The organism is Streptomyces sp. NPDC048424, assembly GCF_040651555.1.
In the GTDB taxonomy this organism is placed as follows: Bacteria; Actinomycetota; Actinomycetes; order Streptomycetales; family Streptomycetaceae; genus Streptomyces.
The window spans coordinates 80,361-100,564 of the sequence record NZ_JBEZKE010000010.1; the positions used below are offsets into that span (position 1 = coordinate 80,361).

Annotated in this window: 21 protein-coding genes; 12 read left to right on the forward strand and 9 right to left on the reverse strand. The window is 71.7% G+C overall.

Going from position 1 to position 20,204, the window contains the following annotated elements; genetic code table 11:
• Positions 1-47: 47 nt before the first annotated feature.
• The 3 genes from AB0D29_RS16725 to AB0D29_RS16735 all read left to right on the forward strand — a co-directional run bounded on the left by AB0D29_RS16725 (position 48) and on the right by AB0D29_RS16735 (position 2,136).
• Complete coding sequence (locus tag AB0D29_RS16725; RefSeq protein WP_362854837.1) at positions 48-509, forward strand: hypothetical protein; 462 nt, start codon at positions 48-50, stop codon at positions 507-509.
• A 58-nt stretch (positions 510-567) separates the two neighbouring features.
• Positions 568-975 carry a hypothetical protein gene (locus tag AB0D29_RS16730; RefSeq protein WP_362854839.1) on the forward strand — a complete coding sequence of 136 codons (408 nt, stop codon included), beginning with the start codon at positions 568-570 and terminating at the stop codon, positions 973-975.
• Positions 976-1,083: 108 nt separating this feature from the next.
• Positions 1,084-2,136: a serine hydrolase domain-containing protein gene (locus AB0D29_RS16735; RefSeq protein WP_362854841.1), complete on the forward strand. Its 1,053-nt coding sequence runs from the start codon at positions 1,084-1,086 to the stop codon at positions 2,134-2,136.
• Between the two features lie 86 nt (positions 2,137-2,222).
• Here the strand turns inward: AB0D29_RS16735 and AB0D29_RS16740 are convergent, their stop codons facing one another.
• Positions 2,223-3,338, reverse strand: coding sequence for an AI-2E family transporter (locus AB0D29_RS16740; RefSeq protein ID WP_362854843.1), 1,116 nt, complete (start codon positions 3,336-3,338; stop codon positions 2,223-2,225).
• A gap of 113 nt (positions 3,339-3,451) precedes the next feature.
• On the opposite strand from AB0D29_RS16740, the gene AB0D29_RS16745 reads away from it, so the two are divergent.
• Positions 3,452-4,000 carry a GNAT family protein gene (locus tag AB0D29_RS16745; protein ID WP_362854845.1) on the forward strand — a complete coding sequence of 183 codons (549 nt, stop codon included), beginning with the start codon at positions 3,452-3,454 and terminating at the stop codon, positions 3,998-4,000.
• 625 nt (positions 4,001-4,625) lie between these two features.
• On the opposite strand, the gene AB0D29_RS16750 is transcribed toward AB0D29_RS16745, so the two are convergent.
• Positions 4,626-5,597 (reverse strand): WYL domain-containing protein, encoded by a 972-nt coding sequence (locus AB0D29_RS16750; RefSeq protein ID WP_362854847.1) that lies wholly within the window; start codon positions 5,595-5,597, stop codon positions 4,626-4,628.
• A gap of 137 nt (positions 5,598-5,734) precedes the next feature.
• Here AB0D29_RS16750 and AB0D29_RS16755 point away from each other — a divergent pair, with 137 nt between their 5' ends.
• The gene (locus AB0D29_RS16755; protein WP_362854849.1) at positions 5,735-6,130 is read left to right on the forward strand and encodes a RidA family protein; all 396 of its coding nucleotides are present in this window, start codon (positions 5,735-5,737) and stop codon (positions 6,128-6,130) included.
• Positions 6,131-6,246: 116 nt separating this feature from the next.
• On the opposite strand, the gene AB0D29_RS16760 is transcribed toward AB0D29_RS16755, so the two are convergent.
• Positions 6,247-7,482, reverse strand: coding sequence for a winged helix DNA-binding domain-containing protein (locus tag AB0D29_RS16760; RefSeq protein WP_362854851.1), 1,236 nt, complete (start codon positions 7,480-7,482; stop codon positions 6,247-6,249).
• A gap of 197 nt (positions 7,483-7,679) precedes the next feature.
• Positions 7,680-8,591 carry a LysR family transcriptional regulator gene (locus tag AB0D29_RS16765; RefSeq protein WP_362854853.1) on the reverse strand — a complete coding sequence of 304 codons (912 nt, stop codon included), beginning with the start codon at positions 8,589-8,591 and terminating at the stop codon, positions 7,680-7,682.
• Between the two features lie 70 nt (positions 8,592-8,661).
• Here AB0D29_RS16765 and AB0D29_RS16770 point away from each other — a divergent pair, with 70 nt between their 5' ends.
• From AB0D29_RS16770 to AB0D29_RS16780, 3 genes are all read left to right on the forward strand, one after another.
• Positions 8,662-9,600: an NAD-dependent epimerase/dehydratase family protein gene (locus AB0D29_RS16770; protein WP_362854855.1), complete on the forward strand. Its 939-nt coding sequence runs from the start codon at positions 8,662-8,664 to the stop codon at positions 9,598-9,600.
• Between the two features lie 14 nt (positions 9,601-9,614).
• Positions 9,615-10,499, forward strand: a complete 885-nt coding sequence (locus AB0D29_RS16775; RefSeq protein WP_362854857.1) for an aldo/keto reductase — start codon at positions 9,615-9,617, stop codon at positions 10,497-10,499.
• Between the two features lie 205 nt (positions 10,500-10,704).
• A complete protein-coding gene (locus AB0D29_RS16780) occupies positions 10,705-11,184 on the forward strand; it encodes an RICIN domain-containing protein (protein ID WP_362854858.1) in 480 nt (159 codons plus the stop codon).
• 49 nt (positions 11,185-11,233) lie between these two features.
• On the opposite strand, the gene AB0D29_RS16785 is transcribed toward AB0D29_RS16780, so the two are convergent.
• Both AB0D29_RS16785 and AB0D29_RS16790 read right to left on the reverse strand, forming a co-directional pair.
• Positions 11,234-12,046, reverse strand: coding sequence for a hypothetical protein (locus AB0D29_RS16785; protein WP_362854859.1), 813 nt, complete (start codon positions 12,044-12,046; stop codon positions 11,234-11,236).
• A gap of 88 nt (positions 12,047-12,134) precedes the next feature.
• Complete coding sequence (locus AB0D29_RS16790; RefSeq protein WP_362854861.1) at positions 12,135-12,617, reverse strand: hypothetical protein; 483 nt, start codon at positions 12,615-12,617, stop codon at positions 12,135-12,137.
• A gap of 179 nt (positions 12,618-12,796) precedes the next feature.
• On the opposite strand from AB0D29_RS16790, the gene AB0D29_RS16795 reads away from it, so the two are divergent.
• Positions 12,797-13,228 carry an SMI1/KNR4 family protein gene (locus AB0D29_RS16795; RefSeq protein WP_362854862.1) on the forward strand — a complete coding sequence of 144 codons (432 nt, stop codon included), beginning with the start codon at positions 12,797-12,799 and terminating at the stop codon, positions 13,226-13,228.
• 104 nt (positions 13,229-13,332) lie between these two features.
• Entirely contained in the window at positions 13,333-14,079 is a 747-nt protein-coding gene (locus AB0D29_RS16800) for a hypothetical protein (protein WP_362854864.1), read from the forward strand.
• An 83-nt stretch (positions 14,080-14,162) separates the two neighbouring features.
• Here the strand turns inward: AB0D29_RS16800 and AB0D29_RS16805 are convergent, their stop codons facing one another.
• Positions 14,163-14,942, reverse strand: coding sequence for an NAD(P)H-dependent oxidoreductase (locus tag AB0D29_RS16805; RefSeq protein ID WP_362854865.1), 780 nt, complete (start codon positions 14,940-14,942; stop codon positions 14,163-14,165).
• 151 nt (positions 14,943-15,093) lie between these two features.
• Between AB0D29_RS16805 and AB0D29_RS16810 the strand changes: the two genes are divergently transcribed.
• Positions 15,094-15,942, forward strand: coding sequence for a helix-turn-helix transcriptional regulator (locus tag AB0D29_RS16810; RefSeq protein ID WP_362854867.1), 849 nt, complete (start codon positions 15,094-15,096; stop codon positions 15,940-15,942).
• Positions 15,943-16,054: 112 nt separating this feature from the next.
• On the forward strand, positions 16,055-17,047 hold the full coding sequence (locus AB0D29_RS16815) for a phosphotransferase (protein ID WP_362854869.1): 993 nt from the start codon (positions 16,055-16,057) through the stop codon (positions 17,045-17,047).
• A 64-nt stretch (positions 17,048-17,111) separates the two neighbouring features.
• Here the strand turns inward: AB0D29_RS16815 and AB0D29_RS16820 are convergent, their stop codons facing one another.
• Positions 17,112-17,993, reverse strand: coding sequence for an ABC transporter substrate-binding protein (locus tag AB0D29_RS16820; RefSeq protein ID WP_362855128.1), 882 nt, complete (start codon positions 17,991-17,993; stop codon positions 17,112-17,114).
• Positions 17,994-18,099: 106 nt separating this feature from the next.
• The gene (locus AB0D29_RS16825) at positions 18,100-20,187 is read right to left on the reverse strand and encodes an ABC transporter permease subunit (RefSeq protein ID WP_362854870.1); all 2,088 of its coding nucleotides are present in this window, start codon (positions 20,185-20,187) and stop codon (positions 18,100-18,102) included.
• Positions 20,188-20,204: the final 17 nt, after the last annotated feature.

A 20,204-nucleotide genomic window follows, 5' to 3' on the forward strand; every position in this document is an offset into this window, starting at 1 on the left:
CATTTGCCGGCGGGTCTGCTCCTCGCCGGAATCCCGAAAGGCACAACATGTCCTTGCAGAAAGACGAGAACCGGAAGATGCGGCGGAACCGGGGGGCCCGGCTGACCCGGCGCGGTCTCGCCCTGGCGGGCGCGGGGGCCGTTCTGGCCACCATGGCGTCCGCCGGGCCCGCGTCGGCCGCGGCGGGCCAGGGCTGCACCCGCATCCAGTCGGGCGCGGGCGCCCTGTGCGTCGAATGGGACGCCCAGACGTCCAAGTACCTCAACACGATCACGGGGAGCTTCACCTCCGCCTGGGGCGTCGGCAACCCGCGCCTCCACGTCCGGGTCCTGGACGCCCAGAACAGGGAGATGTTCGGCAGGGACCGCTCGTGGGGCGGCAGGCGGCACGACGAGGGCGCCCGCTTCGAGGTCACGATCATGATGCCCCGCGACGCCGCGCGCGTCTGCGCCAGCCTCTACGAAGCGGGCGGCCTCATGGACACCGCCTGCAGCCCGGTCATCACCTGAGCCGGCAGGCATCCGCCCGGAAACCCCGTACGCCCGCTCCGAAAGGAAGAACGACAGCATGAAGCGCCGCATGTCCGCCGCGATGGCCGCGGGAATCGTCCTGGTGGGAATCGCCCCCGCCGCCGCCGAGGCCGCACCGCAGGACCGGAGGCGTTGTCAGTCGACCACGCTCTTCATCACCCACACACTGTGTGTGGACTTCGAGAACGACTGGTTCGACGCCGACGTCGTCAAAATGGAGGTCCGCGCCTCCACCACCACGAACCTGGGCCACTGGGAGCTGTACGGCCCGCACGGCACCGTCAAGAACAGTACGGACGGGGAGTGGAAGGACCGCACGCATTACTGGTCCGGGTACCAGGACGGTGCGAACGGCGACCGCTGGTGCGCGGTCTTCTGGATGAATGTCGGCGGCAGCTACATCAAGGGCACCCAGCCGCTTTGCGTGACGGCGGGCGGCGTCTGAGCCCCCTCCCCCGCACCCTCGCCGTACTGCTCAGGTCGCAGTGCCGGCGGCCGGAAATCATCATCTGGGCGCACCTGTCGCGAGGGGGGACGCCGCCATGATTCCGTCATGGCACAAGAACTCGCAACGCTCGCCCAGCAGACCGCGGACCGGCTGGCCGAGCGGCACGTCGGCGTGGTGGTGGCCGCGGTGGCGGATGACGTCGTGGAGATACGGGGTGCCGGAACCACCGGCGCAGACCGCCCGCACGTCCCCGGCCCCGGCACCCTGTTCGAGATCGGCTCGGTGACCAAGGCGTTCACCGCCCTGGCCCTGACGCGCCTGGCATCCGCCGGCACGGTGGGCGTGGACGAGCCGCTCGGCGATCTGCTGCCCGCCGGGACGGTCGTTCCGTCACGGGACGGTCAGCCGATCTCGTTGCGGCATCTGGCCACCCACACCTCCGGCCTGCCCCGATTGCCGAAGGGCATGCTGCTCCAGGCTCTGCTGCGCCCGTCGAAGCCGGATCCGTACGCCGGCTGCACGGCCGACGTCCTGCTGGCGGGGCTGGCCGGAACCCGTCTGGGGGCCACTCCGGGGAAACGGTTCCGTTACTCCAACCTCGGAGCCGGGCTGCTGGGGCTGGCGCTCGCCCGCCGGGCGGGCACGGGGTACGAGACCCTCATCACGCGTGAGATCTGCGCCCCGTTGGGCATGACCGACACCGTCGTGACGGTGGACGACGCCCGCTCGGAGCGCTCCGCGCAGGGTCACGTGCGCCGGGGGCGGCCCGCCGCACCGTGGCACCTGGCCGACCTGGCGGGAGCGGGCGGCCTGCGGTCGACCGCGACCGACCTGGTGGCCTTCGTACGGGCCCAGCTGGACGGCGGTCCCGCGGGGCTCGCCGAGGCGATCCGCCTGAGCCGTGCGTACGAGCACCGCAGGAACTCCTTCACCTGGGTGCACCTCGGCTGGATGGCCCACCGTCTGCACCCCCGGCAGGGCGGCCACCTCCAGATCTGGCACAACGGAGGGACAGGGGGCTTCTCCTCCTTCGTGGGGTTCGACCCGGAGAAGCGGCTCGCCGTCATCGTCCTCGGCAACACGCAGCGCCCGGTGGACGGCCCTGCCTTCGACCTCCTGCGCACCCTCCAGGCAGAGCGTGCGGCCACGCCGAACTGACCACGGCTCGGGAGGGCCGCGGCGCCGGCGTCCTTCCCCGGTGGCGGGGCGGGGCCGGGCCGGACGACGGGCGCCGCGGCGCGGTCCTACGACGGTGCGGGAGCGGTGGGCAGCCGTTCGTCGGCCTCCGGGTCGTGCGGTGGTTCGCTGAGCTGGTCGCGCAGGTAGTTCCATACGACGGCGAAGAGTGCGGTCGCCGGTACGGCCAGCAGGCTGCCCACGACGCCGGCCAGGCTGCCGCCCAGTGTGACTGCCAGCAGGACCACCGCCGCGTGGAGACCGAGGCTGCGGCTCTGGATCATGGGCTGGAACACGTTTCCCTCGAGCTGCTGCACCGCGACGATGATGGCCAGCACGATCAGCGCGTCCGTCAGGCCGTTCGACACCAGCGCGATGAGCACCGCCACCAGGCCGGCGAACAGGGCTCCCACGATCGGCACGAACGCGGAGACGAAGGTCAGCACTGCCAGCGGCAGCACCAGGGGTACGCCCACGATCCACAGGCCCAGGCCGATGAACACGGCGTCGAGGAGGCCGACGAAGGCCTGGGACCGGACGAACGAGCCCAGGGTCTGCCAGCTGCGCGCGGCCACGACCGGGATGTCGGTGGCGAGCCGGCCGGGGAGTTGGCGGGTGAGCCACGGCAGGAAGCGGGGGCCGTCCTTGAGGAAGAAGAACATCAGGAAGAGCGCCAGGACTGCGGTGATCAGACCGTTGAAGACGGTGCTCACCCCCGTGACGACGGTGGAGACCGCGCTGCCGACGCTGTTCTGGAGGCGGTCCATCGCGGCGTCGAAGGCGCCGGTGATCTGGTCGTCGCCGATGTTCAGCGGCGGCCCGGCCGCCCACTCGCGCAGTCGTTGGATGCCCTCGGACACGCCGTCGACCAGTTCGCCCGACTGGGAGGCCACGGGCACGGCGATCAGCGCCACGATGCCCGCGGCCACCAGGAGGAACAGCACGGTCACCGTGGAGGCGGCAAGAGCGGGCCGCCACCCGCGCCGGCGCAGGAATGCGGCCACGGGCCAGGTCAGGGTGGTGAGGAACAGGGCGACTATGAGCGGCCAGACGACCGACCACATCCGGCTGAGGACCCACAGGGCCGCCGCCGCCATGAGCAGGACCACCAGCAACTCGGCGGATACCCGTGCCGAGGTACGGAGCGCGGCAGCGGCCTTCGCGGAGCTCAATGTGACAGACATGGGGTCACCCTATTCACACTCCCCGCGCACCTGGGCACCGCCGATGACAGCGCGGAGCCCGGCGGCCGCAAATGGGTTTGCCGCCGACCAGCCTGGTCGGATAGGAACCTCGCATGCTAAAGGGCAGCAAGGTCGGGCTCAGAGCCCGGCACGACGATGACATCCCGATCCTGCAGACCGAGCTCCACGACGACGTGGTCAACTACTCGCGGTCCGAACTCCGGCCGTGGCGGCCGATCACGCCCGGCTCGAAGGACTCGCGGCTCGTGGTGGACGACAACGAGCAAGGGCACGTCTCGTTCTCCGTGGTCGAGCTGGACGGCGGCACGCTCGTCGGTACCGCGACGCTGTGGGGCATCGACAACCACAACCGGTCCGCGCACATCGGGATGGGACTGCGGCCGTCCTCCCGCGGCAAGGGCTACGGCACCGACGTCGTCGCGGTGATGTGTCACTACGGGTTCATCGTGCGCGGCCTGCAGCGGCTGCAGCTCGAGACGCTGTCGGACAACGCCGCGATGCTGCGCGCAGCCGAGCGCAACGGCTTCGTCCGCGAGGGCGTGCTGCGCTCCTCGGCCTGGGTGATGGGCGAGTTCCTGGACGACGTGGTGCTCGGCCTCCTCTCCCGGGACTGGAAGCCGGACCTGGAGGAGTCGGCCTAGGCCGGTGTGGTGTGCGTGAAGCCCCGGCGTGCGCGTGGGCTTCGCTGCCGGCCGATGCCATGGGCATCGGCCGGCGCGAGTGAGGGGGAGGGCGGCTCTCCCGCGGCGGTTACGCGAGCCAGAGCGAGCCACGCCGATGACGTGCCGGCGGTATGTCCACCGTGTCCGCGGCGTCGAGTGCGAGTTCATCGGTGGTGGAACGCACCAGCCTCAGGACAGTCCCTACTTGGGCTCGCAGCCGCTGGCGCGCCCGGCGTTCCTCCGCTGCGGAGGCCCAAGCGACGGAGCGGTCCTGCTGGTATCGAGGGAACGAGTAGACGTCCACCGTGCGGCGGACCATGCGAGGTTGGGGCCTTCGGGCCTCTCGTGTCGCGTCGCTGAAGGTGAGCGCGCTGTACCTGAGGTCGTAGAGAACCACAGAACGCCAAGGGCCTCCTGATGCGCGGTCGTGTGCGTTCCGGCTGTGTGAAGGGGGAAGATGACGAGCGGTGCGTGTCACGGGACGGACTCCGTTCGCGGCAACCGCCAGGTACCTCCTGGCGGGCTACCTGAAGCCCGTTGGCCCTGTCGAACGTTCGTTGTCCATGCGCGCAACCCTAAACGGTCCGTGGGACCCGCGTCAGGGTCAGTCGCCGTACCGGGCGGCCATCGCCGCGCCGCGGTTGCGCAGGGAGGTGCGCAACGACTGCGGGGCCAGGGCTTCCGCGTCCGTGCTGAGCTGCCACAGTGCCCATTCGGCGTGGCGGAAATCCTGGAAGGTCACCTCCAGCCGCAGCCGGCCGTCTGCGTCGGGTTCTTCCGCGCGGACGGCCAGCGCGGTGTCCAGCAGCTCCTCCCGCCGCGCCGGGTCCATCCGTACCAGCACGGTGATGTGGTCGCCGCCGGACAGGAACTGCGCGGAGCGTTCCCGCCAGATCCGGTCCAGATCGACGCGGTTGGGTCGCTGTGCCGGTTCGGGGAGCTCCTCGGCGGCCAGCACCCGCGACAGCCGGTAGGTGCGGTCCTCGCCGGATCTCGTGGCCAGCAAGTAGCCCCGGTCCCGTACGGTGACCAGGCCGATCGGGTCGACCGTGCGCCACTGCGGCGTCTGTCCCGTGGCCGCGTAGTGGATGCGCAGCTTGTGTCCGGCGAGCACCGCACGCCTGACCTCGAACATGGTGGTGTCGGGGACCTCCTCGGTGACCGGGCGGCGGCGCGAGAGCAGGTCGGCCTCCGGGTCTACGAGGAATCGCCGGGCCGCGTCGCTCGCGGAGGTCCGGTGGCCTTCGGGGAGCGCGTCGACCACCTTGCGCATGGCCGAGGCGAGCGCCGGGCCGAGCCCGAAGACCTGGTCGCCGCGCCCCGATCCGGCGGTCAGCAGGGCGAGGGCCTCGTCGTGGTTCAGTCCGGCGAGCTTGGTCTGGAAACCGGGCAACAGCGCGAAACCGCCGTGCCTGCCGCGTTCGGCGTAGACCGGGACGCCGGCCGCGGACAGTGCCTCGATGTCGCGCAGCACGGTGCGGGTGGATACGTCCAGCTCGCGGGCCAGTGTGTCCGCCGTCAGCTGCCCGCGTTGGCGCAGGAGCAGCACCAGTGAGACCAGCCTGTCGGCACGCATACGAGAACGTTAAGGGAATACATGACGGAGGGTGTCGTGATTTGTTGCGAGGCTCGGTGACGCGACGTCAAAGCGGGTCGGTCGGCTCGCCGATGGACGTACGCACTCGCGATGAATCGAATGGAGCTGATGTGGCAGTGGAGCGAACAGCGGTCAACCCGGTGTCGTGGTCGGAGGAGCTGGGATTCAACCAGGGTGAGCTCGTCTCCGGGCACACACGGACCTTGTACGTCTCGGGGCAGACCGCGATGAGCGGTGACGGCAAGCCCCAGCACGACGGCGACATGGCCGGGCAGTTGGCGCTGAGCACCGCCAACCTGGAGGCGGTGCTCGGCGCGGCCGGCATGTCTCTCGCGAACCTCGTGCGGCTGAACGTCTACACGACCGACGTCGATCTGCTCTTCCAGCACTACGGCGTGCTGGCGGCGCGGCTGGTTGCCGCCGGGGTGGCGCCGACCTCCACGATGCTCGGGGTGACGCGATTGGCGATCCCGGGGCAGATGGTCGAGCTCGAGGGAACCGCCGTCGCGTGATGCGACCACGCCGGCCCCTGCTCCTCGTGCCGGTTCAGCCGGCACGGGGAGCAGGCAGGTGCACCGTGTGGCTCCGGGCATGACCGGCCTCCACGACACGATCGCGCGCGAAAGGGTCAGGCGTGGGGGCCTACGGTGAGTTTGCCGAGGGTGAGGTCCGCGGTCGCCTCGAGTACGGCGGCCGTGCGCTCCACCTGTTCGTCCAGTGCGCGGCGGTGGGGCGCGTTCAGTCGGCCCAGTGGCTCCACGGTGAGTGCGATGCGGCGGCCCGTGCGGCGCTGGTGCCAGACGCCGGCGACCGTACCGTCGATCAGGAGGACGGGGTGGTTGCCGGCCTGGCCGCCGGCCAGGGCGCGGGTGGCCGCGGCGCCGGGGAAGAGCAGTTCGCGGGGGCGGCAGGCGATGACGTACGCGTCGAAGTAGGGCAACAGTCGCAGACCGCGCGGGGGTTCGTCCGGGAAGGCGGTGTCGCCTGCGGCGAGCCATGCCCGGCCGGACACGAAGGCCACCTCCTCGATGCGGTCCTTCTCGGCGAGGGAGGCGAAGAGTGCGGCGGCCCAGCCCTTGGGGGCGGCGAGCCAGGCGGCGAAGTCCTCGGCGGTGGCGGGTCCGTAGGCGCGCAGGTAGCGGTTCACCAGCTCGTGCAGTGAACGGGTCGGGGAGGCAGGGGTGCAGCCGGGGTTGGTGTACGTGACCTTGCGGCCCCGGTCCCGGCCGAACGCCAGCACTCCGCGGTGCGCGGCGGTGTGCGTGACCTGGCGCCAGCGCGGCCACAGGGTCTGGAAGGCGGGCATGACCGGGTCCGCGGCCCAGGAGCCGGTCCGCGCCACGATCGCCTCGGTGAGCTCGTCCACCGTCAGTTCGGCGCCGGTCAGTGCGTCGCCGATCGCCGCGAGCACCTCGTCCGTCTGGGCGGCCGTCATCCGGGCTTCGGGGCTGAAGGTGGTGGGGCGCGCGGGCAGGGCGGAGAGGGCCCCGGTCCACCAGGGCAGGTCCTGGGCGGGCAGCAGATGGATGGTGCCGCGCGGACCGAAGGTCTTGACCAGCGTGCCCTGTCGCGGTCGGGGTCCCGGGCCCTGTCCGCCGGCCGAGTGCTGACCGCCGGCCGCGTCGTGTCCGCCTGTCGGGGCGTGTCCGCCGGCCAGTGCGTCGCGTACGTCCGTGCGGGTCGCGCCGTCCAGGCGTAGCGCGATGGAGAGTTCCGCCGCGGAGGCCACCTGGGCGTGCGCGCCGAGCATCCGCCCGGCGATGTCAGCGGGCGAGGCCTCGGCGGTCGGGGCAGGGGTGAGGAGTCCTTGCCGGTCCATCCGGCGGGCGCCGGCGGCGGCCCAGGACACCGGGATCTTCTGCATGCGGGCACGCTACGTCTCGCTGGGCGGGGCCGTGGCCATCGGCTGTGTCCGCCCCGGAATCCTCACCCTGGGGGCGGGGGCGCGCAATGATGCTTCGTACGGTGCGGATGCGCCCCTGTGCGCCCGCGTGCGCCGACGCGGCGCCCGGCGCCCGGCGCACCGGTGCGGTCGGCGCGGTCGGCGCGGTCGGCGCGCGGTCAGCTCGCCCTGTGCAGCTGCTTCGACTCCTCGCGTAGGGCGTGGATGAGCGCCGTGACGTGGGGTCGGTCGCTGCGGCTGAGCGCGGCGACGCCGATGTGCCGGATCGGGCCCGGCGACGCGATCGGGACGGTGCGCAGGCCCGGGATCTCGGGGGCGAGCGCGATGGAGGGGATCAGGGAGATTCCCATGCCCGCGGCGACGAGCGAGCGGGCGAAGAAGTAGTCGGTGGTCGTGCCGCGCACGTCCGGGGCGAAGCCGGCGCGCTCGGCGTAACGGCGCAGGTACGCCTCGGTCTTCAGGCAGCCGAGGACCCAGGGTTCGGCGGCGAGTTCGGCGAGGTCGAGCGTGTCGCGGTGGGCGAGTCGATGCCCTTGCGGCAGGACGACGTGGAGGGGGTCTTCCAGGAGCGGCGTCCACTCCAGGCGGGCGCTGGGGCCGGGGCCGACGGGGAGCGGGCCGTCGAAGTGGTAGGCGAGGGCGAGGTCCACGGCGCCCTGGCGGACCAGCGGCAGGGTGTCCTCGGGTTCGCCTTCCCTGATGTGGAGGACGGTGCCGGGGTGGGCTGCCGTGAGCCGGGTGAGGGCGGCGGGCAGGAGGAGCCGGCCGCCGCTGGTGAAGGTGGCGACGCTGAGTTGGGTACGACCGGTGCCGAGCCGGGCGACCTGCTGTTGTGCGTGTTCGAGCTCTGCGGCGACGGATTCCGCGGCGCCGACCATGATCTGGCCGGCCGGTGTGAGGGTGACGCCGCGGGTGCTGCGGGCGACGACCTGGGCGCCGAGGCTGCGCTCCAGGGCGGCCACGTGCTGGGAGACGGCCGAGGGGGTGAGGCGCAGGGCCGTGGCCGCCCGGTTGAAACTGCCGTGCTCCGCCACTGCCCGCAGGACGCGGAGCCGTTGCACATCGATCAACAGTTTTCCTTTATACGCATCCAGTAGGTCGGGACTTCTGCTGATGACGATAGGTCTCCAGGATGGGGGCATGCAAAGGATCTGTGTCATCGGCGGAAGCCGGTACTTCGGAAAGCTCCTGGTGAAGCGCCTGCGGGACGCGGGCCACCAGGTCACGGTGATCAACCGCGGCTCCACCCCGCCACCCGCCGGTGTCGAGCACCTCGTTGTCGACCGGAACGACGAGAGCGCCCTGACGGCCGCGCTCGGCTCCCGTACCTTCGACGTCGTGGTGGACCAGGTCTGCTACACCCCCGTACAGGCCGCCATCGCCGCCCGCGCCTTTGCCGGCCGCATCCGGCGCTACGTCATGACCTCCACGATCGAGGTCTACGACCCCGCGACGGCCGCGCTGCCGGCGGTACCGCCGGGCACGCCGGTGCCGGAGGAGAACGTGGACCCGGCCGCCTGGCCGGCGGTCATGGACCTTCCCTGGCACGACGACGCGTACCTGGAGGCGCGCTACGCCGAGGGCAAGCGCCAGGCGGAGGCCGTCTTCGCCCACGCCGGCGGCTTCGCGTTCGCCAGTGTGCGCAGCGCCCATGTACTCGGCGGCGGCGCCCAGGAGTTCACCGGCCGGCTGGCGCACTACGTCGGGCGCATCGGCATGGGCGAGGAGATCACCGTGCACGCGAAGGCGCTGCCCACGGTCTTCATCCACTACGAGGAGCTGGCGGACCTGCTGCTGTGGGCGGCCGCGGCCGAGTTCACCGGGCCGGTCAACGCCTGTTCCGACGGTCCGCTCGACGTACGCGACCTCGGCGCGGTCATCGCTGCGCAGGCCGGCCGGAAGCCCGTCTACCGGGTGGTCGCGGCGGGCGAGGAGGCTTCCCCGTTCTCCTTCGACCGCCACTACGCCATGAGCAACGCCCGCGCGAAGGAGCTGGGGTTCTCCTTCTCCCACACCGCGGACTGGCTGCCCGGCGCCGTCGCCGAAGCCCTCACCGCCCAGCCGTCACCCACCACCTGAGGAACGGAGCCGCCGTGCAGTACCGCAGCATCGCCCGCACCGCCGTCAGCGCCATCGGGCTGGGTGCCATGCCGCTGTCCATCGAGCACCGCCCGGACGAGGCGCGGGCCGTCGCCACCGTCCACGCCGCCCTCGACGCCGGTGTCACGCTCATCGACACCGCCGACAGCTACCACTGGCATGCCGGCGAGGCGGGCCACAACGAGCTGCTGATCGCCCGCGCCCTGGCCCGCTACGGCGGCGACACCTCCGACGTCCTGGTGGCCACCAAGGGCGGCCGCGGCCGCCCCGGCGACGGCAGTTGGACCGTCACCGCCGCGCCCGCCCACCTGAAGCGAGCGGCCGAGGCCTCCGCCGTGCGCCTGGGCGTCGACGCGATCGGGCTGTACCAGCTGCACAAGCCGGACCCGGCCGTGCCGTGGGCGGAGTCCGTCGGTGCGCTGCGCGAGTTGCTCGACGCCGGCACGATCCGCGCCGCGGGGATCTCCAACGTCACGACCGCCCAGATCCTCCAGGCGCATCAGATCCTCGGCGACGGACTCGTCTCCGTGCAGAACCGGTACTCGCCCGCCGTCCGCGACAGCGATCCCGAGCTGCGCCTCAGTACCCGGCTGGGTCTGGCCTTTCTGCCCTGGAGCCCGCTCGGTGGCATCGCCCGCAGCTCCCTCGACGGCCCGTCCGGCCCCACCTCCGTCGCCACCGCCTTCCACCGCGTCGCGGCCGAGCGCGGCGTCAGCGCGCAGCAGGTCGCCCTGGCGTGGCTGCTCGCCCGCTCCCCCGCGGTGATCCCGGTACCGGGAGCCAGCCGCCCGACCTCCATCACCGACTCGGCCAGGGCCGCGGAGCTCACGCTGAGCGCGGAGGAGCTGGCGCGGCTCGAGGACCCGCTACCGGGCTGAGGCGGGTCCCGGACCTGCGGAGCGGGCACACCGTCCCCGCCGTCGTGGAACACGGTGTTCGCGCTGGTCAGCGCCCTGCTCGACGCCGCGCGCGCCGGCCTCCCCCACATGCGATAGTGGAAAGGATCCAGACACCCCAGTCGGGGAGCATGTGATGAGAAAGCATGGCGTTCTACTAGCCGCACTCCTCACGTCCAGTGTCCTCATGACTCCCGGCCATGCCGAGGCAGACGTCTGGCACCAGTCCACCCGCCTGACGAACCTGGCATCAGGCCTGGACGCGTCGATCCAGGGCAGGTGCGACAACCAACCCTGTATCAACGGCAAGGGCCTTGCCCTGGGGCGGGAGAGCGGCAACATCTTCGGGATGGTCGAGGTCGCGGGCGGCCGTCAGATCCGGTGGTTCGGCGACTGGTGCCTGGACGTCGACGGCACGACGAACGGCACACCCGTCGTCATGCACAAATGCGCCGACGGCGCCACGGGGCAGTTCTGGACGCCGTACGTCGGCTACTCACCCATGGACCCGTACAACGCCGTCGAGTTCGTGAACGTATGGAGCGGCAAGTGCATGGACGCCCGCAACCCCTCCGTCCAGAAGGCTCCCCCGGCGGGCGCGGTGCTGCAGATCTGGGACTGCAATGATGCCTTCGCCAACAACCAGAGATGGATCTTCCACTTCTGACGCCCCCAACGTTGCGGCAGCGCTGCTGGTGCCCAGCCTGAGGCGGTGGTCAGGTCGCGGTGGGGAGGTGGGGTTCTGCCGCGACCCGGGCCATCGTTCGGAGTTTCGTGAAGTAGCCCGCGCAGTACTCCTCGTTGATCAGGGGCACGATCGTGTCGAGGTCGGCGATGTAGCCCCGGAGTTGGCCTGTGCCGCTGTCGTCGAGTCCGTGCGTCAGCTCCGTGTACACGAGGCCGGCGACGTTGGCGTCGAGGAGGACCAGGTCGACGCCGTCGAAGTCCACGCCGCGGAAGCCGTCGGGGAACAGTGCGCGCCGGTGCTCCTCCCACAACCTGTCGAGTACCCCTTCCGGTGCTCCGCCCCCGTCGGCGGCTGTCGCCTCTGCCCCGGAAGGTGGGCGGAGGAGCAGGGAGACGGCGTCGAAGACGGCGCGCAGCATGTGTACGGCCTGGAACAGTCTGAGGGCGGCACTCGACGCGGCCCCCTGCGCGAGCTTGTCGCGCAGCAGTCGGCTGCGGTCGAGTTCGGCGGCGAGTTCGGCCGTGATGAGTCCTGTGTCGACGGCCCTCGCGATCAGGGCGTGGAGCGGTTCGTTCACGGCCAGACGCTCGGCGAGGACGTGCTCCAGGGCGAACAGGGAGTGCGTGACGGCGACGGTGGCGAACTCGTACCGGTAGTAGGAGTGCCGGATGAGCTCTCGGGCGGTTTCCATCGCGCTCATGACGTACATCGACGCGCCGCCGGGCAGGACCAGGTCGGCAGCCAGGTCGTGCATGCCCGCGTAGTCGGGAACGTCGTAGCGGGCGCGGGGGTCCCGTACGGGCAGGAGGAGCGGGTCGGGCGGCGGCGGCAGGGTGTTCACCGGTGCAGTCTCGTTGCCGGAGGACTGTCGTGCCATTGGATTTGCTCGTGCCGTGGGTGAGCGCTCCTACCGCCCCGGTGTCGCCGGTTCACCACCGGGCGCGCGGGGCGAGCCCGGCGCGCACCACGTCGAGGGTGGCGCCGGTGAGCCGGTGCCGGCGGGAGGCGTTCCCGACGTACCCCTCCTCCAGGATCAGCGCCTGACGTACGGCGAGGGTCGCGCGCACGCGGGCCCAGAAGGCCTCGTCCGCGGGCTGCGACGCTGCCGGTTCGTCGTGTTGCGCCGCATGCGGCGAGCCCGTCAGCCGTTCCGGGAAGAGGCCGAGGGCCCGGGTGCGGGCCACGGCGCCCCCGCAGGGCTTGTCGCTTCCCACGTAGACGTACTGGTCCCACCCGACGTGCACGGTCAACACACCCTCCACCTCCAGCCGGCACCAGGCGCCGCTGTCGCGGAGCATGGCCCGGACCAGTTCGAGGGCGACGGCGAGGGACACCTCGGCGCCGTCGTGGTAACCCGTGAGGTCGGGCGGGAAGAGCCCGGCGGGGCCGCGGTTCACGACAGGCGGCTGCACGCTGCTCCGCTCCCTGGGGTGGTCCCTGCTCCGGCACGGTGCTGCGCGCGCCGCTCACGGATGCTACGAGCCCGGCCGGAAGGGGTGCCAGCGCATTTGCCCCTGCTCTCCACGCCCTCCGCCGCCAACCGGTTGGGCCCCGGATAGGGTCGCAGAGGAGATGCGGCCTTGGAGGAACTGTGTGGCGCGAGCTCGTAGGACACTACGACGAAGTGGAATGGGAGGAGCCCGCGTCCGAGCAGGATCTGAGGGAGCTGGAGCTCCAGTTGGGGCAGGCGCTTCCGGCGCCGCTGCGAGAGCTGCTCCTCGAATGCGATGGCGTAGTCGATGAAGACGGAACGGACGTCGTCTGGAGTGCGGCCCAGATCGGCCTGAAGAACGGGGAGTTCAGGAGCGGAGGAGATTTCTCGGCGCTGTACATGCCGTTCGATGCGCTGATGTTCTTCGGTGACAACGGCGGCGGAGATCAATTCGCCTTCGTGCGTACCCCTCAGCGCTCCGACGTCTTCGTCTGGGACCACGAGAACGACAGTCGGACCTGGGTGGCAGCCGATCTGGAGACGTACCTCCACCGTGCGCTTTCCCGCGCCGGCGAAGATTGGTACCGCTGACCACCAGGCCCTACCGGCCGCCGCCGAATACCCCCTCGCCGAGGTTCCGCGTCCCTTCTGGAACGCCGCCGTTGTGGGTGATGACGGTGAAGTAGCGTTCGGGCATGACCATGCCACCGCCCCAGCAACCCCTCGGCCAGTTCGGGCCCCCGCAGCCCTCGCCCTACCCGCACCAGCAGCCGTACCCCGTGCAGGGAGCGTGGGGGCAGCCTCCGGTGGGACCGCCGCGCAAGAACCGCACGGGCCTGGTGATCGCGATCGTCGTGGGCTCGCTGGTGGTGTTCGGCGCCGTCGTGTCCGCCGTGGAGAGCGGAGGCTCGTTCCCCGAGGCGAAGTACCGGCTCACCGTTCCCAAGACCGTGCTGGACGGCAAGTACACGCTGGTCCAGGACCTTTCGGACACCGAGGGCAAGCAGGCGCTCGAGGGCAGCCGCGACGCGCGGATACGCGATCCGAAGCCGGTCGTCGCGCAGTACTCGTCCGACTCTCCGGAACCGGGGAGCGCCCTCGTCATCTCCGGGATGTACGGCCGGTTCAAGGACCCCGAGGGCGCCCGCAAGAAGATGCTGGCCGGCGCGGAGGACGCGGAAGGCGCCTCCCTCGAGGTACCCGCCCGGGACATCACGCCCGCCGGTTCCGACATCACCGTGTCGTGCGAGGTGCTGACCATGAAGAAGGGCAGCATCAAGAGCACCCTGCCGATGTGCGCCTGGGCCGACGAGAACACCGGCGCCTCGATCGGCATCTTCACCCCGGAGATCGCACGGCAGGAGCCCGGGGCCGTCGACCTCGCCGAGATCGCCGCGATGACCCTCAAGGTGCGTGCCGAGTCCCGGCAGCCGATCGGCTGACCGTTGCCGCCGGCTCCGCCGCCACCCTCGGGCTCCTCCTCGGGCTCCTCCTCGGGCTCCTCCTGCGTGTCGCGCGCCGCCGGTCAGCCGCGCACGTGGAGCCCGAAGCCCGTGCGGCCCGTGGGCTCCAGGCCCTCTTTCAGGTGCAGCGAGGGGATCTCGTAGTCACCGAAGTTCTGCCGCCGGAAGGGGATCGGCTCGGTCGACTCCAGGGTGAGCAGGCGCTGTTCCCAGGCCTTGGTGACGTCCGCGTAGTCCTCGTCGGTCATCCGGTCGATTCCGTACAGGACGAACGGCGGCAGCGACTCGATGCCCGGGTAGTAGAGGACGCCGTGGTGGATCGGGAACAGCAGGTCGTCGATGGGGCCGTTGATCCCGCGAGCGGCGTAGTGCGACTCCGGGCCGCCGACGGTCACCGACAGCAGGGCCCTCTTGCCCGCGAGGGTGCCTTCGCCGAAGCGCTCGCCGTACTTGGTGGCGCTGTGCTCTCCGACGCCGTACGCGAACCGGTGGGTGAACACCCGGTCCACCCAGCCCTTGAGGATCGCGGGCATCGAGTACCACCACATGGGGAACTGGAAGATGATCGTGTCGGCCCACAGCAGCTTCTCCTGCTCGGCGAGGACGTCAGGGGTGAGCGTCCCGGCCTCGAAGGCCAGGCCCGAGTCCCGGGCGACCTTCAACGGGCTCGAGGCGTGGGGGCCGTAGTCGGCGGCGTCCACGACCGCCTTCCAGTTCATCGCGTAGAGGTCGCTCACCCGCACCTCGTGCCCGGCGGCCTCCAGCGTGGCCACCGCCAGGTCCTTCAGTGAGCTGTTGAGCGACCGCGGCTCGGGGTGGGCGTGGACGATCAGCGTCTTCATGGGAACTCCTCGGGATCGGATGCCCTCGATCCTGGCCGCCGCGGCGCCCGCCGTTCAGGGGCGCCGCTTCCATCGGACCGGACTTCCTGGTACTGGCAGGGCCACCCTCGCGGGCGGCACCGCGGGCGCCGCCGCGGTCATACTGGGGGGCATGGACGATCTTGCGGGCTTCCTGCGGACCCGGCGCTCCCGGGTCGACCCGGCGTCCGTCGGCATACCCACCGACAGTCGCCGCCGGGTCGAAGGGCTGCGCCGTGAAGAGGTCGCGCACCTGTCCGGAGTCAGCGTCGACTACTACGTACGCCTGGAACAGGGCCGCGCGACCCAGCCCTCCGAGCAGGTCCTCGACGCGCTCGCCCGTGTCCTCGGCCTCGACGAGACCGAACGCGGCCACCTGTACCGGCTCGCCTGTCAGCGCCGCCGCCCCGCGAAGGCACCGGGCGGGAGGATCCGGCCGGAGGTGCTGCGCGTCCTCCACCTGGTCGCCGACGCACCCGCACTGATCATGGACCACCGCCTGGACGTGCTCGCCGGGAACCGTCTCGCCGGGCTCCTCTTCGGCCGTCCGATGCCGGGGCTGAACACCGCCCGGCACATCTTCCTCGAGGAGGCCGAGCGCGGCCTCTACGCGGACTGGGAGCAGTGCACCCTCGACGTGGTCGGGCACCTGCGCCTGGCCGCCGGCCAGTACCCCGATGACCCCCGCCTGGCCTCGCTCATCGGCGAACTGGCCATGGGCAGCGAGCGCTTCCGCCGCCTCTGGGCCCGCGCGGACGTGCGGGCCCGCGCACACGGCCGCAAGGCGTTCCGGCACCCGCTGATCGGGGTGCTGGAGCTGCACCAGGAGAACTTCGGACTGCCGGACGCCCCGGGCATGGAGCTGGTGGTGCTGTCCGCGGCCCCCGGCAGTCCCGCCGAGGACGGGCTGCGCCTGCTCTCGGGCCTGGACGCGGACCGCGGCGCCGAGCGCGCCGCGGTGAACGCTCAGGTCCGCGAGTAATTCGACCGCGCAGAGAACAGCACCGCGGCGATCAAGTCGCCGTGCGCCGTGCGCCGGTGGATCTTCCGCGTTCCGGCCCTGGTGCGCCGCTCGTGGCGGATAGTCTGCTGCCATGGGTTCGGGTGCGGGGGCGACCGAGGACTTCGGCGCGGAACAGGACGGTCAGGACTGGGGCGCCACGCGCGCCTGGGTGGAGAAGGGGCTGCCCGGGGCGGAGCACATCGAAGGGGTCGTACGGCTGCGCGGCGGCTGGACGTCGGAGATGCGGCGGCTGGACCTCCACGGTCCGGACGGTCGGCGCTCGCTCGTCCTGCGTTCCTTCGTGAAGCCCTTCTACCTTCGGCATGCGGAGGGCCTGCTGGCCCGTGAGGCGAGCGTCCTGCGCCTGCTCGGTGCCACGGAGGTTCCGGCGGCCACGCTCGTGGGGGTGGATGCGACGGCGCAGCACTGCGATCACCCCTCCCTGTTGATGTCCCTGCTGCCGGGGGCCGTGCGCCTGGACGATCAGGGCGCCGACGAGCGCGCCGAACTGCTGGCCCGGCAGTTGGTACGCATCCATCGGCTGCCGGTGGCCGCACACGAACGGCCCCGCGTCTACCAGGCCTGGGCCTCTCCCGAGCGAGTGACCCTGCCCACGGCCACCGCCACCGGGCGGTCCGAGCTCTGGCGGCGGGCGGTCGACGTCATCCGCCGCGAGCCCCCGGCCTATCGGGGTTGTTTCCTGCACCGGGACTTCCACCCCGGCAACGTCCTCTTCGCGGGCACCGGCAGTGACCTGCGGGTCAGTGGTGTGGTCGACTGGGTGGAGACGTCCTGGGGGCCGGCCGACCTGGACGTGGCGCACTGCTCGACGGCCCTCGCCCTGCTCCACGGGGTTCCCGCGGGCATGCGCTTCGCCGATCGCTACGTCGCCGCGGGAGGAACCCTGACGGAAGACGGCGCCGCCCATCTCTACTGGCGCCTGCTGGACGCGCTGGGCTTCGCCCCGGACGCGGAGAAGGTCGCCGTCCCCTGGCGTGAGCTGGGCCGCGTCGATCTGACGGCCGGTGTCCTGACCCGAAGGCTGGAGGGATACATCGAATCCCTCTTCCGTCGCTACACCTGACCGGCCCTCCTGCTCCCCTTGCGCGCTCCCTCCCCTCTCGGGAGGGGAGGGAGCGCGGGGGTGGTCACTCCATCCAGGGCTTCCACACGCTCTCGTTGCGCTCCACCCACTTCTTCGCCGCCTGCTCCGGCGACAGCTTCTCCTCGGCGATCATCAGGGAGACGTCGTTCTGCTGCTCCTTGGTCCAGTGGAACTTCTTCAGGAAGGCGGCCGCCTTGCCGCCCGACTCCGCGAAGCGCGTGTTCAGGTACTTCTGGAGCGGTGTGTGCGGGTAGGCGCAGGCCACCTTCTGCGGATCGTCCGCACAACCCTCGGTGTACTCGGGGAGCTTCACCTCGGTCATCGGGACGCGTTCGAAGAGCCACTGCGGCTCGTACCAGTACGTCAGGAAGGGCTTGTGCTCCTTGGCGAACTGCTTGATCTGGGTGATCTGGGCCGCCTCGGAACCGGCGAAGACCACTTCGAAGTCCAGGCCCAGGTTCTTCACCAGGGCCTTGTCGTTCGTGACGTAGGACGGGGAGCCGTCCATCAGCTGGCCCTTGCCGCGGCTCTCGGGGGTGCGCAGCTGGTCGGCGTACTTGTCGAGGTTCTTCCAGTCGGTGACGTCGGGGTGGGCCTCGGCGAAGTACGTGGGGACGAACCAGCCGATGTGGCCCGTCACTCCGAGGTCCCCGCCGGGGGTGATGGTCTTCTTGCCCTCGACGTACCGCTTCTCCTGTTCGGGGTGGCCCCAGTCCTCCAGGATCGCGTCGACGCGGCCCTGGCTGAGGGCGTCCCAGGCGGGGACCTCGTCGACCTGGACGGTGTCCACCCGGTAGCCCAGCTCGTGTTCGAGGAGGTAGGAGGCGACGGCGGTGTTCGCCTGGGCGCCGACCCACGACTGGACGGAGAGGGTGACGGTCTTCGCGCCCTGTGCGGCGGCGTACGGGGAGGACTGGCGGGTCATGTCCGCGGCCCCGCAGCCGGTGAGGACGGCGAGTCCGGTGGCTGCGGCGAGTACGGCCGCGCAGCGTCGGCGGCTCAGGGGGCGCCGGGTGTGTGCGTCGCGCATGTCAGGCCTCCTTCGCGGGCTGGGTGACGCGGTCGAGGAGCAGGCCGAGGCAGACGATCGCGGCGCCGGCCACCAGGCCGGTGGCCAGGTCGCCCTGGGCGAGGCCGAGGACGACGTCGTAGCCGAGGGCGCCGCCGCCGACCAGGCCGCCGATGATGACGACGGCGAGGACCAGGACCACGGCCTGGTTGACGGCGAGCAGCAAAGCGGGCCGGGCCAGGGGCAGTTGGACCTGCCGGAGCAGCTGCGAGCGGGTCGCGCCGAGCGAGCGGGCGGATTCCACGACGGTCGGGTCCACCTCGCGCAGGCCCTGGACGGTGATCCGGACGACGGCCGGCAGCGCGTACACCACCGCGGCCGCGGCGGCCGGTGCGCGGCCGACGCCGAACAGCGCGACCACGGGGATGAGGTAGACGAACTGCGGCAGGGTCTGGCAGATGTCGAGGACGGGCCGCAGCAGCCGCTCGGCCCGGGCGCTGCGGGCGGCTCCGACGGCGATGGCGAAGCCCAGGACGAGCGTGACCGCGACGGCCGCGAGGACCTGGGAGAGCGTGTCCAGGGAGGCTTCCCACACGCCGAGCACTCCGACGGCGCCCAGGGCGAGGACGGCGGTGAGTGCGGTGCGCCAGGTGCCCGCGAGCAGGGCGAGTGCGCAGGCCACGAGCAGGAGCAGCCACCAGGGCGCGGCCTGGAGTCCGCTGCGCAGCGGGTCGAGGATCCAGCCGGTGAAGCGGGCGGCCCAGTCGGCGGTGCCGCCGACGACGGGTACGCCGGAGTAGAGGTGGTCGGTCATCCAGGCGACGGCCGAGTTCACGGGGTCGGCGAGGGAGACGGTCCAGGACTCGGGCCACAGGGAGCTGCCGGCGATGTGGCCGGCGACCGCGGCGGCCACGGCGGCGAGGAGGGTGAGCAGGCGGCCGTACCAGCCGGAGAAGACCCGGCGCAGCAGGTGCTGTTCGCGGGCGGGTACGGGGTCGGCGCCGATGCGGCGGCCGGCGGCGTCGGCGGTGCGGTCCAGCACCACGGCGAGGAGCACGATCGGGATGCCGGCGGCGAGGGCCGCGCCGACGTCAACGGAGGCGAGGGCCTGGTAGACGCGGTCGCCGAGGCCGCCCGCGCCGATCACGGAGGCGATGACGGCCATGGACAGGCCCGTCATGATGGCCTGGTTGACGCCGAGCAGGAGCGGTCGGCGCGCGAGGGGAAGGCGTGCGGTCAGCAGCCGTTGGCGGCCGGTGGCACCGAGCGAGGCGGCGGCTTCCATGACGCCCGCGTCGGCCTCGCGCAGCCCGAGGGCGGTGAGGCGGGCCATGGGCGGGGCGGCGTAGACGACGGTGGCGAGGACGGCGGCGGGCACGCCGATGCCGAAGACCAGCACCATCGGCAGCAGGTACGCGAAGGCCGGCAGGATCTGCATGGTGTCGAGTACGGGGCGCAGGATGCGGTCGGCGCGCGGGGAGAGCCCCGCGGCGAGGCCCAGCAGGGCGCCGAGTACGACGGAGGCGGCGACGGCGACGACCATCAGCGCGAGGGTCTGCATGGTCGGCACCCACATGCCGAGCAGTCCGCAGGCGGCGAAGGCGGCGGCGCAGGTCAGGGCGAGCCGGATGCCGGCCAGGCGCCAGGCGACCAGGGCGGCCAGGGCGGTGACCCCGGTCCATCCGGCGGCGAGGAGGACCACGTACACGGCGCGGACGGACACGACGACGCCGTTGCTGACGTGGCCGAAGAAGTAGAGGAACAGCCAGTGGTTGTCGCGGTGGTCGATGATCCAGTCGCCGGCGCGGCCGAGCGGGCCGGACAGGTCGACGGCCAGGGCCGCGGGCCAGCTGCCGGCGCCGGGGAAGACCACGGCGAGCGGGATCAGCAGGGCGGCGGCGACGCCCATCGGGATGAGGAGTCCGCGGCGCCCGGCGAGGCCGGGCAGGGCTCTGCGGGGGCGGTCCAGCGGAGCGGACGCGGTACGGGAGGGGCGCGCGCCGGCGGGCCGTTCGGAGGACTGCGGGGCTTTCGAAGGGGCGGCGGCGCGGGCGTCGGGCCGGGTGTGGGCCGGTGTGTGGTCCGGCGTGTGGGTCGGGGTCGCGGTCATGCGCACCACCTCCGGGC

Excerpts from the sequence above, each read along its gene's own strand:
- AB0D29_RS16730 (WP_362854839.1), top strand. The coding sequence starts at position 568 with ATGAAGCGCCGCATGTCCGCCGCGATGGCCGCGGGAATCGTCCTGGTG.
- AB0D29_RS16740 (WP_362854843.1), bottom strand. The coding sequence starts at position 3,338 with ATGTCTGTCACATTGAGCTCCGCGAAGGCCGCTGCCGCGCTCCGTACC.
- AB0D29_RS16770 (WP_362854855.1), top strand. The coding sequence starts at position 8,662 with ATGCAAAGGATCTGTGTCATCGGCGGAAGCCGGTACTTCGGAAAGCTC.
- AB0D29_RS16820 (WP_362855128.1), bottom strand. The coding sequence starts at position 17,993 with ATGACCCGCCAGTCCTCCCCGTACGCCGCCGCACAGGGCGCGAAGACC.
- AB0D29_RS16760 (WP_362854851.1), bottom strand. The coding sequence starts at position 7,482 with ATGCAGAAGATCCCGGTGTCCTGGGCCGCCGCCGGCGCCCGCCGGATG.
- AB0D29_RS16725 (WP_362854837.1), top strand. The coding sequence starts at position 48 with ATGTCCTTGCAGAAAGACGAGAACCGGAAGATGCGGCGGAACCGGGGG.
- AB0D29_RS16735 (WP_362854841.1), top strand. The coding sequence starts at position 1,084 with ATGGCACAAGAACTCGCAACGCTCGCCCAGCAGACCGCGGACCGGCTG.
- AB0D29_RS16780 (WP_362854858.1), top strand. The coding sequence starts at position 10,705 with ATGACTCCCGGCCATGCCGAGGCAGACGTCTGGCACCAGTCCACCCGC.
- AB0D29_RS16745 (WP_362854845.1), top strand. The coding sequence starts at position 3,452 with ATGCTAAAGGGCAGCAAGGTCGGGCTCAGAGCCCGGCACGACGATGAC.
- AB0D29_RS16750 (WP_362854847.1), bottom strand. The coding sequence starts at position 5,597 with ATGCGTGCCGACAGGCTGGTCTCACTGGTGCTGCTCCTGCGCCAACGC.
- AB0D29_RS16800 (WP_362854864.1), top strand. The coding sequence starts at position 13,333 with ATGACCATGCCACCGCCCCAGCAACCCCTCGGCCAGTTCGGGCCCCCG.
- AB0D29_RS16805 (WP_362854865.1), bottom strand. The coding sequence starts at position 14,942 with ATGAAGACGCTGATCGTCCACGCCCACCCCGAGCCGCGGTCGCTCAAC.
- AB0D29_RS16815 (WP_362854869.1), top strand. The coding sequence starts at position 16,055 with ATGGGTTCGGGTGCGGGGGCGACCGAGGACTTCGGCGCGGAACAGGAC.
- AB0D29_RS16825 (WP_362854870.1), bottom strand. The coding sequence starts at position 20,187 with ATGACCGCGACCCCGACCCACACGCCGGACCACACACCGGCCCACACC.
- AB0D29_RS16810 (WP_362854867.1), top strand. The coding sequence starts at position 15,094 with ATGGACGATCTTGCGGGCTTCCTGCGGACCCGGCGCTCCCGGGTCGAC.